This window comes from Bradyrhizobium sp. Crot121, assembly GCF_059512385.1.
The window spans coordinates 1-14,239 of record NZ_JCAMOR010000037.1 but is presented as its reverse complement, the minus strand read 5'-3'; the positions used below and the strand labels follow the sequence as shown (position 1 = coordinate 14,239).

At 59.4% G+C, this 14,239-nt stretch carries 13 protein-coding genes and 1 pseudogene; 10 read left to right on the top strand and 4 right to left on the bottom strand.

Going from position 1 to position 14,239, the window contains the following annotated elements:
• Window positions 1-148: 148 nt before the first annotated feature.
• Both AC5ZGW_RS27345 and AC5ZGW_RS27340 read left to right on the top strand, forming a co-directional pair.
• Complete coding sequence (locus AC5ZGW_RS27345; protein ID WP_130225112.1) at window positions 149-781, top strand: tyrosine-type recombinase/integrase; 633 nt, start codon at window positions 149-151, stop codon at window positions 779-781.
• A gap of 132 nt (window positions 782-913) precedes the next feature.
• Window positions 914-2,264: pseudogene (locus AC5ZGW_RS27340) on the top strand (transposase).
• Between the two features lie 217 nt (window positions 2,265-2,481).
• Here the strand turns inward: AC5ZGW_RS27340 and AC5ZGW_RS27335 are convergent.
• From AC5ZGW_RS27335 to AC5ZGW_RS27325, 3 genes are read right to left on the bottom strand one after another with little or no spacing between them, the layout of a single operon-like run.
• A complete protein-coding gene (locus AC5ZGW_RS27335; protein ID WP_130225113.1) occupies window positions 2,482-2,847 on the bottom strand; it encodes a nuclear transport factor 2 family protein in 366 nt (121 codons plus the stop codon).
• 41 nt (window positions 2,848-2,888) lie between these two features.
• A complete protein-coding gene (locus tag AC5ZGW_RS27330; protein ID WP_130225114.1) occupies window positions 2,889-3,152 on the bottom strand; it encodes an SDR family oxidoreductase in 264 nt (87 codons plus the stop codon).
• Window positions 3,153-3,179: 27 nt separating this feature from the next.
• Window positions 3,180-3,917 carry an SDR family oxidoreductase gene (locus AC5ZGW_RS27325; RefSeq protein WP_130225115.1) on the bottom strand — a complete coding sequence of 246 codons (738 nt, stop codon included), beginning with the start codon at window positions 3,915-3,917 and terminating at the stop codon, window positions 3,180-3,182.
• A 104-nt stretch (window positions 3,918-4,021) separates the two neighbouring features.
• On the opposite strand from AC5ZGW_RS27325, the gene AC5ZGW_RS27320 reads away from it, so the two are divergent.
• Both AC5ZGW_RS27320 and AC5ZGW_RS27315 read left to right on the top strand, forming a co-directional pair.
• Window positions 4,022-4,924, top strand: a complete 903-nt coding sequence (locus tag AC5ZGW_RS27320; protein WP_130225131.1) for a LysR family transcriptional regulator — start codon at window positions 4,022-4,024, stop codon at window positions 4,922-4,924.
• A 731-nt stretch (window positions 4,925-5,655) separates the two neighbouring features.
• Window positions 5,656-8,160, top strand: a complete 2,505-nt coding sequence (locus tag AC5ZGW_RS27315) for an arylsulfatase (RefSeq protein WP_130225116.1) — start codon at window positions 5,656-5,658, stop codon at window positions 8,158-8,160.
• 233 nt (window positions 8,161-8,393) lie between these two features.
• On the opposite strand, the gene AC5ZGW_RS27310 is transcribed toward AC5ZGW_RS27315, so the two are convergent.
• The gene (locus tag AC5ZGW_RS27310) at window positions 8,394-8,933 is read right to left on the bottom strand and encodes a DUF2380 domain-containing protein (RefSeq protein ID WP_130225117.1); all 540 of its coding nucleotides are present in this window, start codon (window positions 8,931-8,933) and stop codon (window positions 8,394-8,396) included.
• A 226-nt stretch (window positions 8,934-9,159) separates the two neighbouring features.
• Here AC5ZGW_RS27310 and AC5ZGW_RS27305 point away from each other — a divergent pair, with 226 nt between their 5' ends.
• The 6 genes from AC5ZGW_RS27305 to AC5ZGW_RS27280 all read left to right on the top strand — a co-directional run bounded on the left by AC5ZGW_RS27305 (window position 9,160) and on the right by AC5ZGW_RS27280 (window position 13,893).
• On the top strand, window positions 9,160-9,528 hold the full coding sequence (locus tag AC5ZGW_RS27305) for a hypothetical protein (protein WP_130225118.1): 369 nt from the start codon (window positions 9,160-9,162) through the stop codon (window positions 9,526-9,528).
• A 454-nt stretch (window positions 9,529-9,982) separates the two neighbouring features.
• Complete coding sequence (locus AC5ZGW_RS27300; protein WP_130225119.1) at window positions 9,983-10,246, top strand: hypothetical protein; 264 nt, start codon at window positions 9,983-9,985, stop codon at window positions 10,244-10,246.
• A 65-nt stretch (window positions 10,247-10,311) separates the two neighbouring features.
• Window positions 10,312-10,776 carry a GNAT family N-acetyltransferase gene (locus AC5ZGW_RS27295; RefSeq protein WP_130225120.1) on the top strand — a complete coding sequence of 155 codons (465 nt, stop codon included), beginning with the start codon at window positions 10,312-10,314 and terminating at the stop codon, window positions 10,774-10,776.
• Between the two features lie 106 nt (window positions 10,777-10,882).
• On the top strand, window positions 10,883-11,290 hold the full coding sequence (locus AC5ZGW_RS27290; RefSeq protein ID WP_130225121.1) for an ACT domain-containing protein: 408 nt from the start codon (window positions 10,883-10,885) through the stop codon (window positions 11,288-11,290).
• 136 nt (window positions 11,291-11,426) lie between these two features.
• Entirely contained in the window at window positions 11,427-12,533 is a 1,107-nt protein-coding gene (locus AC5ZGW_RS27285; protein WP_463327744.1) for a mandelate racemase/muconate lactonizing enzyme family protein, read from the top strand.
• A 349-nt stretch (window positions 12,534-12,882) separates the two neighbouring features.
• Window positions 12,883-13,893 (top strand): methyltransferase, encoded by a 1,011-nt coding sequence (locus AC5ZGW_RS27280; RefSeq protein ID WP_130225123.1) that lies wholly within the window; start codon window positions 12,883-12,885, stop codon window positions 13,891-13,893.
• The last annotated feature ends 346 nt before the right edge of the window (window positions 13,894-14,239 follow it).

Sequence of the window (14,239 nt, the reverse complement as noted above, 5' to 3'; positions counted from 1 at the left end):
AAACATTAATAGTCCGCTAAGGGTCAAAGGCGGCCCCCGCTTCGCTCAAATTGGACCCAAGTACGTCTCCAATCGTCTCAAAGCGGACGCGGGATTGGAAGGGCTCCGAGCTGAAAATGACCAGCCTCACTAGCTGAGGAGGTCAACCATGACCGATATCCCAAGCACCATCCCTGCCGTCTCTAAATACGCTCCTTGGAACACGGGGAAGATCGTCGGCGCAAAGCCGCCGCTCCGTCCCAAGCATGTCTGGTCGATCCGAACCAAGCTCCAGGTCGAAGGCCGAACGCGTGATCTGGCGCTGTTCAACGTCGCCATCGACAGCAAGCTGCGCGGCTGCGATGTAGTCGCATTGAAAGTCGATGACGTTGCGCCGGGCGGGTGTACGGCCGATCGCGCGATCGTCCGACAGAAGAAGACCGGTCGGCCAGTCAAATTCGAACTAACGGAATCGACCCGTCAGGCCATCGATGACTACCTGCGGGTGACCGTCAAGAAGTCAGGCGAATACCTGTTCACCGGACGGCGGCGGGCCGGACACATGACGACCCGCCAGTATGCCCGCCTTCTGTCCCGCTGGATCGCCGAGATCGGGTTGGACCCGCACCTGTTCGGGACGCATTCCCTTCGCCGGACCAAGGCGACCTTGATCTATCGCCGAACCGGCAACCTGCGAGCCGTAATGCTCCTTCTGGGGCATACCAAGATCGAGAGTACCGCTCGATATCTCGGCATCGAGGTCGACGACGCCCTCGCGATAGCCGAACAAGTTGACGTCTGACTTCGGGGGCAGAGCAGACGTGCTCTGCGCTGCCCTTACAGACGGCTCCGGGCCGATTCTGTTGAAAAAGGCAGCGGTTGCGACGCAGAGGTATCAGTGATTCAGTCTGTCTAGTTGGCAGGACTGAAGATCATGATGGGGCATCGGCAAGTCGAGCAGGCTGCGTTGTTCTATGAGTTCTCACTCGAAAGGCACATCCCCGCCGACCACTTGCTCCGATCGATCGATAGATTTGTCGACCTTGAACAGATTAGGCAGGACCTGGCGCCCTTCTACAGCAGTATCGGTCGACCTTCGATCGATCCCGAGCTGATGATCCGGATGCTCCTGATCGGCTACTGCTTCGGCATCCGGTCGGAGCGGCGCCTGTGCGATGAGGTTCACCTCAATTTGGCCTACCGGTGGTTCTGCCGGCTCGGTCTGGATGGGGGGGGCCGGATCATTCGACCTTCTCGAAGAACAGGCATGGCCGCTTCCGGCAGAGCGATCTCTTCCGTCGCGTGTTCGAGAGCGTGTTGCACCGCTGCATCGAGGAACGACTGGTCGGCGGTGAAGGATTTGCAGTCGATGCGAGCCTGATCAAGGCCGATGCCAATCGGCAGAAGGGATCGAAGGCGATAAGGGACTTCCGCCGGAGGCTGCCGGCCGAGCAATCGATGAGTATCTGGCTGTCCTCGATGATGCCGCTTTCGGAGCCGCGACCGAGGTCACCCCGAAGTTCGTGTCGCCCTCCGACCCGGCGGCGCGCTGGACGGGGGCGCACGGCGGCCGAGCCTTTTTCGCCTATTCGACGAACTACCTGATCGACATCGAGAACGCGATCATCGTCGATGTTGAGGCAACGACGGCAATCCGGCAGGCGGAGGTATTGGCCGCTAAGCGCATGATCGAGCGCTCGCTGGAGCGGTTTGATCTCTATCCGAGCCGGCTCCTCGGTGACAGCGGCTATGGCTCGGCCGAGATGCTCGCCTGGCTGGTCTATGAGCACGGCATCGAGCCGCACGTTACAGTCTTCGATAAGTCGGCCCGCACAGATGGGATCTTCTCGCGCGACGACTTCACCTATGACCATGCCGGGGATATCTATCGTTGCCCTGGTGACAAAGTTCTTACCACGACCGGAACGTTGGTGAATGATGGTGCCACCATGCTTTACCTCGCCAGCAAGCGCGATTGTGATCGATGCGCATTGAAGGCTCGGTGTTGCCCCAAGCAGGCCTCACGGAGAGTGCCGCGCTCGATCTACGAGGGCGCTCGCGACATGGCGCGCCAGATCGCGAGATCGTGGGAGGGAGGCACCTCGCGCCTGCTCCGCAAGAAAATCGAGATGTTGTTCGCGCACCTCGAGCGCATTCTCAAGCTCGACCGTTTGCGTTTACGAGGTCCAAACGGCGCGCGTGACGAGTTCGTCCTCGCAGCCACCGCCCAGAACCTTCGAAAGATGGCCAAGCTGATTCCGATGCCCAGGCCGAGGCTCGCATAAGGGCGGTAGAGCAGCTCGGCCACGTCGCGACGGAGCTATTACAACGAAATACTGCCGGCCTTTTTCAACGGAATCGGCCAGAAGCGGACATGCGTTCTGAATCAATGACGACGCCGACTGAAGCGGCTTCACTGTTCGCAATGTTCCTATGGAAGGTGATGGCGGCCTGCAACACGGGCCCGTGGCTGTTCGCACTTCGACAGAAATTCGCGAGCACTCATTGTCGATCAAGAAGCACCCAGAGCCGGGCGATCCTGCCGCCGGTGAACTCTGCAGCGTCAGCCCCGGTGACCGCTACCGGACCGCCGTCCGGTCCAGCATGCCAGCGCAACAACCCAAAACTGTGATGACCGAGCGCGACGCCGTCGGGCTTAAAGGAAAAAGTCGGTCCAAACTGGTCGAGCAGCTTGCCCGCAACGGCGCTAATCGCCTCCCTGCCGGCTACCACCCCTTCAGGCTCGAACATAACCGGATCATCGACGTAGAGTTCTGCCAGCGCGTGCGCTCGATGATCCGGATTTCTTTCGTTGAAGACGCGCTGGAGGTTGGATCGGAGCAGGAGATCATAATTGATATCTGACATGGTCTGGTTTCCTGGTTCTTTGGGATGCTCTGACGTCCAGTTTAGGCCGATAAGCCGCCATCAATGGCAAGCGTCGCACCTGTGATGAAGCTTGCTTCGGGCCCGACCAGGAACGCAACGGCCGCGGCCACTTCTTCGGGCGTGCCGTAGCGCTTGAGAGCGAAGTGGGCCTTGAGCATGTCAGCCCCAGGCCCTTCGGTCGGCGCCATGCCGGTGTCGATCGGACCGGGCTCAATTACGTTGGCGCGGATGCCGCGGGAGCCGCCGGTCACCAAAGCCTTCTTGTATGCTAACGAACGTACCAAGTTGTGCTCTGGGTCGCGGTGGCGGGATCAGACGAGGCGCGAGCCGCCGTCGATGTTTAGAGTGGCCCCGTTTATGAAGCCGTTAGCCATCAGGAAAACGACCGCCGCGCCCGCTTCATCCGGGGTGCCTAAGCGATGGAGCGGCAGCGTCTGCCGAAGCTGGGCGACATAGGAATCGCGTCCGTCGCCCAACGCTTTTCCGAGCAACGGCGTGTCGATCGGACCGGGCGAGAGCGTGTTTACCCGACGCGGAGCGAGCTCCAGCGCCAGGCCGCGCGCCAGCGACTCCATCGCCGACGAGGCTGCGGCGAGCACGGCAGTACCGTAGCCGTTGGGGCGGTCGCTGAGTGCGCCTGAGATAAAGGTAATCGAAGCGTCGGGAGCGAGGCGTTCGCCCAAGGCCCGCAGGACGTGCACGGCGGCCCAGACGCGCTCGTCGAAAGCTCGATGCAGTCGAAGGAGATCGGCTTCGAGCACCTTGCCCACTGCGAAGCTGCCGGCCAATAGCACCAGATGATCAACGTGTGCCACACCCCTGAGCGCCACCTCGATCGTCTCGGGCCGGGTCACGTCCGCACTCAGCCCACCGGTTAAACCGTGTTCGGCCGCGACCTGGGCCGCGCGCGCTGGGTCCGATCCGAGCACGGTCACCTCGGCGCCGGCCGCTTTGGCCTGGATCGCGGCCGAGAGACCGATGCCGGACGTACCGCCGACGATCAGGACCTTTTGACCCTCGATCTGGCTGGATGGGAATTGGTTTGTCATCTGTCGAACTCCTTGAAGGCACACGCTAGGGCGCTCAGGGCTTCGATTTACGGACGTGGGACGGGATTGATAATTGCTCTCGGCTTCGCTTTACTGATGCCGTGGTGGCACAAATCGGTTTGGAAAGGCTGACGGGGCTGATCGCGTTCGCGCGGGCCGCCTCGCTTGGCAGCTATACGGCGGCGGCGCGGGCGCTCGGGGTGTCACCGTCGGCGGTGAGCAAGAGCGTTCAGCGGCTCGAGCAGCAGTTCGGCCTTTCGCTCTTCAACCGGACGACCCGATCACTCACGCTGACGCCGGAGGGACGCGACCTCCACGAGCGCGCAATGCGTCTGCTGCGGGAGGCGGAGGAGATCGAGCAGGCGGCGCTGGCGACCCGCGCCGAGCCGAAAGGCACAATCCGGATCGCGGCACCTTTGCCGATTGGTGTCCACGTACTGGGACCTGCGCTACCACGCTTTTGCGAGCAGTATCCACAATTGCTCATCGACCTAAGGCTCGCAGATCGGTTCGTCGACGTCGCCGAAGAAGGTATAGACGTGGCTATCCGCGTTGGTGATCTGGCAGATACCCGTCTTCTCTCGAAAAAACTGGGACCGCACCGACTTTGCGCCTACGCGGCTCCATCATATCTGAAGAAGTTCGGGACACCCCAGCATCCGGACGAACTGTCTGGTCATAGATGCGTCAACTTTCGCTTCCAGAGTTCGGGTCAATCGCTGCGATGGCCCTTCCTTATCGATAGGGACATCGTGGAGTTCGTTCCTGATGCGGCGATCACGGTGGACACCAGTGATGGCGTGTCGGCGGTGCTGATCGCAGGCGGTGGCATCGGCATCTCGGCGACCTACATAGCCGCTCCGCATGTCGCGCGGGGTGAACTGGTGCCCATACTTGAGGACTATGCGCTAGACCGTTCGTCGGTAACGGCCGTCTGGCCCGAAAGCCGGCGTCACAGCCCGAACGTGAAGGCAGTTCTCCGTTTCCTTACCGAACTTTGGCGATGATATTGGCGCACCAAGTCAGATCATCGCACCCGAACTTTTCAGCGCCAACTGCTCGCACACAAAAGGCTTAGGGCTTCTGAGGGCCTGTTAGCCACTAGCCTCCGAGCATGTCGCTGACAACAAATCACCGCGCAAGTCCGCTATGGGGTCAAAAGCGCCGTTTGGGAAGCCAGCCAGTCGCTTCCGCTCTGCCCAGATAAACGGACCATTTCAGAACCCGCACGGACTTAGCATTAGGGCCACAAGCGGAAGTCGCTGAATGAATGATGCCGCCAACTGACGGCGGGCCTAATTCATCTTTTGCCGGAGCTTCCTGATGATCTCGCGGAGGTCGGCCGCATACTCCTCGATCACGCGCCGCACTTCTTCCAAGCGCGACGGCTTAGACTCTCGGCCCTCAGCTTGTTTGTCGAGCTCCGGCACGGCCCGATGGTCCGAAACGGGGATGGGCGGCCTTTGAGTTAGATCAAGGGAATGTCGTTTACGGGCTTTGGCGGGCACGGCCCTTGTGCCTTCCAGGGGAAGGTGTCGGGGCGCGGAAGGTGGGACTATCCCACCCTGGCCCGGGCTCAAAAAAGGCATTGATCCAAATCAACATGACCGAAGATTCAGCCCACCATCATCTGCCCGTATTTTGCCGGAATTGCATAACGCCGGGCAGGGTTCTCGTCAGGCTGAAGCAGCCTCAAAGTTTTCGAGCAACATCGGCTGATGGAATTGGAGGGTTGCACATGAAGACTTTCAAGATTGCTCTCTCAGGTGTGGCTTTGACCGTGCTGACCGTTGCGTCAGCTTTCGGTCAGCAGACCACGGGCGTTCGTGGCTCGCCTGATGCTACCACGACGATCGACGGCCGCTATCTGCCGCCCCCTCCGCAAAAATTCGACGGCCAGATCAATCTCAATGCTCTCCAGTCACAGCCCGGCTGGCCCGCGCGCGTCGTGCCGCCGAAGGGGGCGCCGAATGTCCTGCTCATCATGACCGACGATGTCGGTTTTGGTGCGCCGTCGACCTTCGGCGGCGTCATTCCGACGCCCGCACTGGACAGGATCGCAGCCGAGGGGCTGCGCTACAACAATTTCCACTCGACCTCGCTGTGCTCGCCGACGCGAGCGGCGCTCATCACCGGACGAAATCACCACTCGGTAGGCTTCGGCGTGATCTCCGAGATCGCGACGGGCTACCCCGGCTATAACAGCGTAATCGGCAAGGACAGCGCCACGATCGGCCGCATCCTGCTGGAGAACGGCTATCGCACCTCGTGGTTCGGCAAGAACCACAACACGCCGGTCTATCAGACCAGCCTGGCCGGCCCGTTCGACCAGTGGCCGACTGGCATGGGGTTCGAGTACTTCTATGGTTTCATGGGCGGCGACACCGACCAGTGGACGCCCGGCTCGCTGTTCCGGAACACGACGCACATCCAGCCCTACCTCGGAAAACCCGACTGGAATCTGACCACAGCCATGGCCGATGACGCCATCCAGTGGATGAACGGGCTCAACGACGTCAATCCGGAGATCCCGTTCTTCCTGTACTACGTTCCAGGCGGCACGCACGCGCCGCACCATCCGACTCCCGAATGGATCAAGAAGATCAGCGACATGCATCTGTTCGACAAGGGCTGGAATGCCTTGCGCGATCAGATCTTCGACAACCAGAAGAAGCTTGGCGTGATCCCTGCCGATGCGAAGCTGACGCCGTGGCCCGACGATCTATTGAAGAGTTGGGATAAGCTCACTGACGTCGAGAGGAAGCTGTTCATCAAACAAGCCGACGTGTACGCGGCGTATCTTGCCTATACTGATCACGAGATCGGCCGCGTGATCCAGGCGGTCGAGGACATGGACAAACTCGACAATACGCTCATCATCTACATTAGCGGCGACAACGGTGCTTCAGCCGAGGGGTCGGTTACCGGGACAGTCAATGAGGCTTTGCCGTTCAATGGCATCGACATGAGCGCTGAACAGCAAATGCCGTGGTATGACGCCTGGGGGTCGGCGCAAACCTACCCGCACTATGCGGTGGGATGGGCCTGGGCCTTTTGCACTCCGTACAAATGGACCAAGCAGATTCCCTCGTTCTTCGGCGGGACGCGCCAGGGCATGGCAATCTCCTGGCCGGCCAAGATCAAGGATAAGGGCGGCATCCGCTCCCAGTTTCACCATGTTATCGATATCGTTCCGACGTTGTTGGAGGCCACCGGCATTCCAGCCCCTGTTATGGTCGATGGCGTCGGCCAGAAGCCGATCGAAGGGGTGAGCATGGGCTACACTTTCGACAAGGCCAACGCGAACGCGCCGTCCACACACCGGACCCAGTATTTCGAGATGTTGAGCGTGCAGGGACTGTACAATGACGGCTGGATGCTGAGCGCCGTTCCGATCCGTGCCCCCTGGCAATTGGCCGGCGCGGCGGTCGCCGATCCTGCCACCGCGTTCAAGTTCGAGCTTTATGATCTCGGCAATGATTGGACGCAGTCAAACGACGTCGCGGCGAAGTACCCGGTCAAGGTGCAAGAGATGCGGGACCTGATGTTCGGCCAGTTTGCCAAGTATCAGGTGCTGCCGCTGGACGGCTCGGCGTCAACGCGCTTTGTCACGCCCCGTCCGAGCATGGCGGCAGGACGCAACGTCTTCACCTATTCGGGTACGCCCATGAGCATGCCCAATGGTAACCAGCCGAGCCTGCTGAACACCTCCTTCACGATAACGGCCGAGATCGACGTGCCGCAGAACGGCTCCGAGGGCGTGATCATCGGCGAGGGAGGACGATTTGCCGGATACGCGCTGTACTTGGTGAAAGGCAAACCCGTGTTCACTCAGAACCTGCTCGACCTCGAACGGGTGCGCTGGGAAGGCACAGACGCGCTTGGTCCTGGCAAGCACACGATCGTGTACGACTTCCACTATGACGGGCTCGGCGCCGGCACGCTCGCGTTCAACAATGTCAGCGGCGTCGGCCGCGGCGGAAGGGGGGCCCTGAAGGTGGACGGGCAGGCGGTATCCACGAAACGGATGGAGCGCAGCATTCCCCTTGGCTTGCCGCTCGATCAGACGTTCAACATCGGCACCAGCGGTGCCACACCTGTCGACGACCGCGACTACAAGGTCCCGTTCCCGTTCACGGGCAAGATCAACAAGGTGACCCTTGCCGTCGCCCCTCCGAAGCTGACGCCGGAGGATGAGAAGAAGCTGATGGAGGCGAGTCGCGCCGCACAAGACGCGAAGTGAAGTGATGCATCAGCTGGTGACGGTGGGGTGCGTGCTGAGCTTGGCGCGCGCTCGACCACCGCGAAGCGTTCAGGAGCGCTGATCCGAGTCCGCTCCGGGTCAATCGCGACGGTTTTGCCCGATCTCGATCCGGTCCGGTCTACCCCTTCAGAGCCGACATGGAGGCGACAGGCGGATGTTGTCGCGAACGGTTAAAACGGACTCACGGGCCATGCACATTCGCCGCGCGCCGCCTATTGCTGCGATCTGCTTTCAAGCAGCCGGTCGCGGAGCTCCTCCGATACAAAGCGCTCCGCCCGCTGCCATGCCTCGTCATTGTCGCCGCGGAACTGGAAGTACTTCCGGAACACGACGCGCTGGGATGTTGTATCGATGGCAACAGTCTGCGCAAACTGCACCAGAGTGCTCATCTTATGAACGCCCCCGATGATCAGGATTTGCGCGCCGGCCTGTGACGCCGCGCGCAGCCGATCGCGCAACGCCGGTCCGTCGGTCGGACAATTTGGTGCGCAGGAGGACAGCACGAGCTCAAAACGGCCGTCTGCCGTGACATCGTCCCGCAGCGAGGTCATGAAAGCCCGCAATCGCTTTTCATGCACGGCCGTCTGATCGGTGGGCTCGTTCGACGTGTCTCTATAGCAGAAATCGTCGACGGAGACAGCCAAGGCGTGGCCGGCGGTCCCGGCGGATGCATCTGAGATGAGGCTGCTGGATCCCAGACCGGTGAACAGGCCGGCTGTGGCAAGAGCGTGCAAGAGTAGGGCGTGGCGCATGGCGATGACTCGATCTGTTACGCATCCACCATCGTTTTGCTTCGAACTATGCTGAGCGCATTTTCGGCGGAAGTGTAGTGAACAATCGGTAATCGTGGGAGAGCCCTATCTTTCACAAGCGGCATCGGCGAGCTGCGCTAACCCCAGAGACGAGCAAAGGCTTTAAACTTGGGGTTTGAAGTTCGTTACGCAGTGGGACAGAAGTTCGCGGCGAGGATTCCTTGCGTTGCGGAATGTCGGCTTCGGGTCTTGGCTGTGTGAAAACGCCAAGGCGCTTGATGGCGATAGAAGAAATTGTTCGCCCCAGACTGTCTTAGCCCTCAAACTCGCAAGCGCACTCAACTTTAAGAACGACCTGAAGGATGTAATTCCTCAGCGCTTTGGAACACAGATCGACCTTCGGCCGGAGGGGCCGCAAGTCCACAAACTGGAAGACGCGTCTCAAGTCGATGCGTGGCGGAAAGAGGCAGGCTTGCCAGCAATCGCCGTCGTTCTCGCCAGGGCAAAGGCCGATCCGCTCCCTACGCCGCTGGAGCACGAGGCTAGGCGGGCCGCAGCACTCCTGTGGCGCCAGAAGGTCGGCTGGGTAACGTGACGCGAGGCTGAGAGCCCCACGCGGCGGGGTTGGGCCGCAATGCTGGCGTTGTGCTGGCCCATCACCGACGTATGAGGCATCGGTCAGCCAGCAAGCCATCTAGGTTGTGTCGACTCCTGGGATTCTCAAATCAGTCGAAGCATGATTCAAGGCTGCTTTTTGGGAGGCTGCCTTGGGTGTCCTGGATCCACCGGTTCTGAGCGACGAGCAATGGAGCCGAATCTCTGGGCTGATCATCGGCCACCCGGACAGTTGGTCGATTTCCGGTTCGGGTCAAAAGAGCCGTCTAGGAAGCCAGCCAGTCGCTTCCGCTCTGCCCAGATAAACGGACCATTTCAGAACCCGCACGGACTTCGCATTAGGGCCAGAAGCGGACGTTGCTCGACTGGCGGCTTCTCGGCTTGGCCGACCGTGTCTTGCCTATTGCTTGCCGTTGTCCCCTGGGACCGAGCATGTGGGTTTTGAACTTGGCGAATATCTTGGCATTCCTGACGACCTGTTCCGTAGCCAAGCCGATGTCCTGCTCGTGACCATACTGCTCTACTTCAATTTGACACTTGGAATTGGCCGTCCAGGTTCTCATCCGGATTGTGACTTCGACCTCCGGAAAATCCTTCAGGATCCCCCTGGCGACCTTGAACCTGAAGACGTCGTTGCCGAAGTCGGGGACTGTCTGCATCGCGAGGCTGTTGGCCTCGAGTTGGCTTGGGGCACATAAGCCCGTACAAGACTAATGCCCCAAATATCGGCCCTTATTGGACACAAATTGATCTGGAGATTTCGATGGCGCCGCTACCGCTCAGAAGAGCGACCTTGATTGACGCCGATAAAGCTCGTGTAGTCACCCGGTCAGCTTACGCGAAATGGGTGCCGCTAATTGCGCGCGAACCTAAACCAATGACCGCCGATTACGAGCGTGCAATCATTGACCACATCATCGACCTCTACGAAGAGAACGGTCAGCTCTTAGCGCTGATCGAAGTAGTTCCACTAGCCGATCACCTGCTGATTGAGAGCATCGCTGTTCGTCCCGATCAGCAAGGCTTCGGTTTGGGTGATAAACTGCTACAGCACGCCGAAGATCGAGCTCGCGCACTCCGTTTGACCGAAACTCGCCTTTACACAAACGCCGCTTTCGCCTCAAATTTGGCCTTTTACGCTAAGCGCGGTTACATCGAATATATGCGGGAAACCGTGGCGCCAGGCGCTGTTGCGGTGCATATGCGAAAGCGTATCTCAATAGACTAGGTTCGCCGGATCGTCGCCCGAAAACCAGCTCTAAGTGTACATCCCGTTTGTCCGCGCTAGTTAGTGCTCTAAAATCGCAAACCGAACAGCGGCTGGTCAGATTGTAATGGCGAGCGAAATCGATCTTCAGGTACTCTTAAGCCGTATGAAGCCGGAAATGCAGCCGGGCATCTTTGTGTTTTGCACGATTTCGGAAGAGACAGAAGTTCCAGCCATGATAAAGCCGCTCTTTACCTTCCGTGAGAGCGAGGGAACGACATTTGTCGTCCAGCGAGAGGAAGCCGAAAGTCTCGGTCTCACTTACCAGTTTATATCACGTCTTATCACCTTGACCGTTCATTCCTCGCTTGAGGCTGTCGGTTTTCTGGCCACGATCACGACGCGATTGTCTGAAGCCGGAATAAGCGTAAACGTGGTTTCAGCGTTTTACCACGATCACCTGTTTGTGCCTCATGACAGGGCCGATGAGGCTCTGGCTCTTCTGCAAGGGATGATGCGAAAGGCCGCGCATTAGTAAGACTGCTTGGGGTCAGAAGCCGCCCCCTACGGCAACAAGAACGGCCCCCTAAGTTGGGCGATGGCCCGACTTCCTGAGCGCAATCTTGTCTGGATCGGACCAGGATACGACGCTACCACTAGCGCCATCTAGGGTGGCTGCAAGGAGACGGAAGGTGAAAATAACCGGGCTACGTACCAAGATCGTGAGGCTGCCACTACCGCGGCCAATCTTGTCGGCGACTCTCGAGATCCATTCAACGGACGCAGTTCTGGTGTTCCTCGACACCGACGAAGGCGTGACCGGCGAAGGCCTGTGCTTCGCACTCAACGGCAACCGCCTGAATCTCTTGCACGATATGGTTCGCTCGTTCGAACCCCTACTTATTGGCCTCGATCCGACGATGGCATCGTCTTTTTACAAACGCGCCTGGGCCGATATTGCCTTTTTTGGCCATACCGGCGCGACTATCGCCGGTTTTGCCGGCGCCGAAACCGCATTGTGGGACCTCCGGGGTCGCATTGTCGATCTCAACGTATCTCGCCTGCTTGGCGCTGCCGCAACCGCGGTACCGACCTACGCTAGCGGTGGACTGTGGCTCTCCTCATCCGTCGATGAGTTGCAGCGAGAGGCAGCGGACTATTTGGCTTGCGGCTTTAAGGCGATCAAAATGCGTGTCGGCGCCCGCCCGGTTGCGTGGAATATCGAGCGGGTCCGCGCCGTGCGCCAAGTGATCGGCCCAGACATCAAGCTCATGGCCGACGCAAACCAATCACTAACCGTCTCCGAGGCGATATGCCTTGGCCGTGCGATGGAAGAATACGATTTGACATGGTTCGAAGAGCCTATTCCGTATTGGGACCACGCGGGCGAGGCAACCATCGCGGCTGCGCTCGACACGCCGATTGCAAGCGGTGAGACCGAGTACACAAGCCGCGGAATGTTTGCGATGATGCAGATGAAATCGGCCGACGTTCTGATGCCGGACCTGCAGCGGATGGGAGGTCCGACCGAGTTCATTCGGACGGGTCACCTCGCCGCGGCGTTCGACGTCAAGCTGTCTTCGCATTTGTTCAGCGAGATGAGCCTGTCGCTACTTGCCGCTGCACCGAACGCTTACATTCTTGAGCATATGCCGTGGTTCGAACCGATTTATGCTGAGCGGATCGAACTGGACAGAGATGGCAACGCGATCGTCCCGGATCGACCGGGGTGGGGCTTCTCTTTCGATTTGGATGCGGTGCGGGGCCACGCGGCTTAAGAGGCTTCCAAGGATCAGACTCCCGCCCAGCTTTCGTCGAGAGGCAACGCAATAGTTCTGTTTGGGCCCAAGCCGACGTGAGGGCTCAGCTCTGGAGGTCGGCTTTGGGTCAAAAGCGCCGCTTGGAAGGTTGATCAGTCACTTCCGGTCTACCCCGATAAGCAGACCAATTTCAGAACCCGGGCGGACTTCGCATTAGGGCCAGTTGCGGACCTGAAGAACCCTTAATCTGCGCCGATGGTGCCTGCCGAGCCGAATGTTACGGCCGCAATCGTTTTGAAATTACGCCGTAGCGAGTTCGTGCGACTAGTCCGGCGTATCAAGTGACAGCCAAACTGAGGATCAAGTCGTGGGCGCAGCAACACCGGAACATATTATTGAGGTTGGTTTTGGCTTTTGGGCATCCAAAACGCTGCTGAGTGCTGTCGAACTGGGCGTATTCAGCACTTTGGCCAATGCACCCGCCGACCTGCCGACGCTTCAAAGAAAGCTTGCGCTGCATCAACGATCAGCCCGCGACTTCCTCGATGCGCTGGTCGCACTCAAGTTGCTGGAGCGCGAGAACGGCATCTACAGCAACACCGCAGACACGGACGTGTTTCTCGATCGAGCCAAGCCATCCTATATCGGCGGTGTCCTGGAGATGGCTAATGCCCGGCTCTACCGTTTCTGGGGATCGCTCACGGAGGCCCTGCGCACCGGTGAAGTGCAGAACGAGAGTAAGGGTGGAGGAGAAAACCTCTTTGCGGCACTGTATGTCGATCCGGATCAGTTGCGCGAGTTTCTGAGCGCGATGAGTGGAATAAGTGTGGGTGCCGCCCAAGCCATCGCCGCCCGCTTCCCATGGAAAGACTACAAGACCTTCATGGATCTTGGCTCCGCTCAAGGCATGGTACCCACCACTGTTGTCCGCGCCCATCCCCACCTCATCGGCATTGGCTTCGACCTTCCCGCGGTCAAGCCGGTTTTCGAGGAATTTGTTGCTCACCGAGGGGTGAAGGACCGCGTGCGGTTTCACGAAGGAGATTTCTTCGAGGACCCACTGCCGAAAGTTGACGTCATCGTCATGGGGCACATCCTCCATGATTGGAACCTTGCCGAGAAAAAGGCGCTTCTCGGCAAAGCGTTTGATGCGCTTCCGAAAGGCGGCGCAGTCATCGTTTATGATGCCATCATCGATGATGACCGCCGCAAAAATGCTTTCGGTCTCATGATGAGCTTAAATATGCTGATCGAAACTGCCGGGGGGTTCGACTATACAGGCGAGGACTGTCAGGCTTGGATGCGCGAAGTCGGATTTTCAGAAACGCGGGTCGAACCGCTTGTCGGCCCGGATTCGATGGTGATCGGATTAAAGTAGCTTATCCGGGCTCGGCTTGCCGTCAGATACGTCACAAGGTGCAATGGCGCGAGGCCCGTTTAGGAGGCCTTCGCGTCGTTTGCTCTCCGGTGATGACTTCCGGTCTCCCCTGATCACGAACCGTTTCATCGCGGTCGGCATGGCCCGTTTCCTAATTCCCGACGCAAGTCCAAGCATCGCGGAATGTCCGTTCTGGGTGTGGGCCGTGACAAGGCGGCGCTTTCCAGTGGGTGCAAGTCCCACCCGGCAAACGCTCCAGCCGGAAGCAGTCGGAGCAGTCATGGAGGTAACGAAGTGGCTGAAGCCTTCGATTAGCGTGTCACGAATTGGTGACAGCGCGAGTGTG

Coding starts and splice junctions, on each gene's coding strand:
- AC5ZGW_RS27345 (WP_130225112.1), top strand. CDS start 149: ATGACCGATATCCCAAGCACCATCCCTGCCGTCTCTAAATACGCTCCT.
- AC5ZGW_RS27335 (WP_130225113.1), bottom strand. CDS start 2,847: ATGTCAGATATCAATTATGATCTCCTGCTCCGATCCAACCTCCAGCGC.
- AC5ZGW_RS27325 (WP_130225115.1), bottom strand. CDS start 3,917: ATGACAAACCAATTCCCATCCAGCCAGATCGAGGGTCAAAAGGTCCTG.
- AC5ZGW_RS27315 (WP_130225116.1), top strand. CDS start 5,656: ATGAAGACTTTCAAGATTGCTCTCTCAGGTGTGGCTTTGACCGTGCTG.
- AC5ZGW_RS27310 (WP_130225117.1), bottom strand. CDS start 8,933: ATGCGCCACGCCCTACTCTTGCACGCTCTTGCCACAGCCGGCCTGTTC.
- AC5ZGW_RS27295 (WP_130225120.1), top strand. CDS start 10,312: ATGGCGCCGCTACCGCTCAGAAGAGCGACCTTGATTGACGCCGATAAA.
- AC5ZGW_RS27290 (WP_130225121.1), top strand. CDS start 10,883: ATGGCGAGCGAAATCGATCTTCAGGTACTCTTAAGCCGTATGAAGCCG.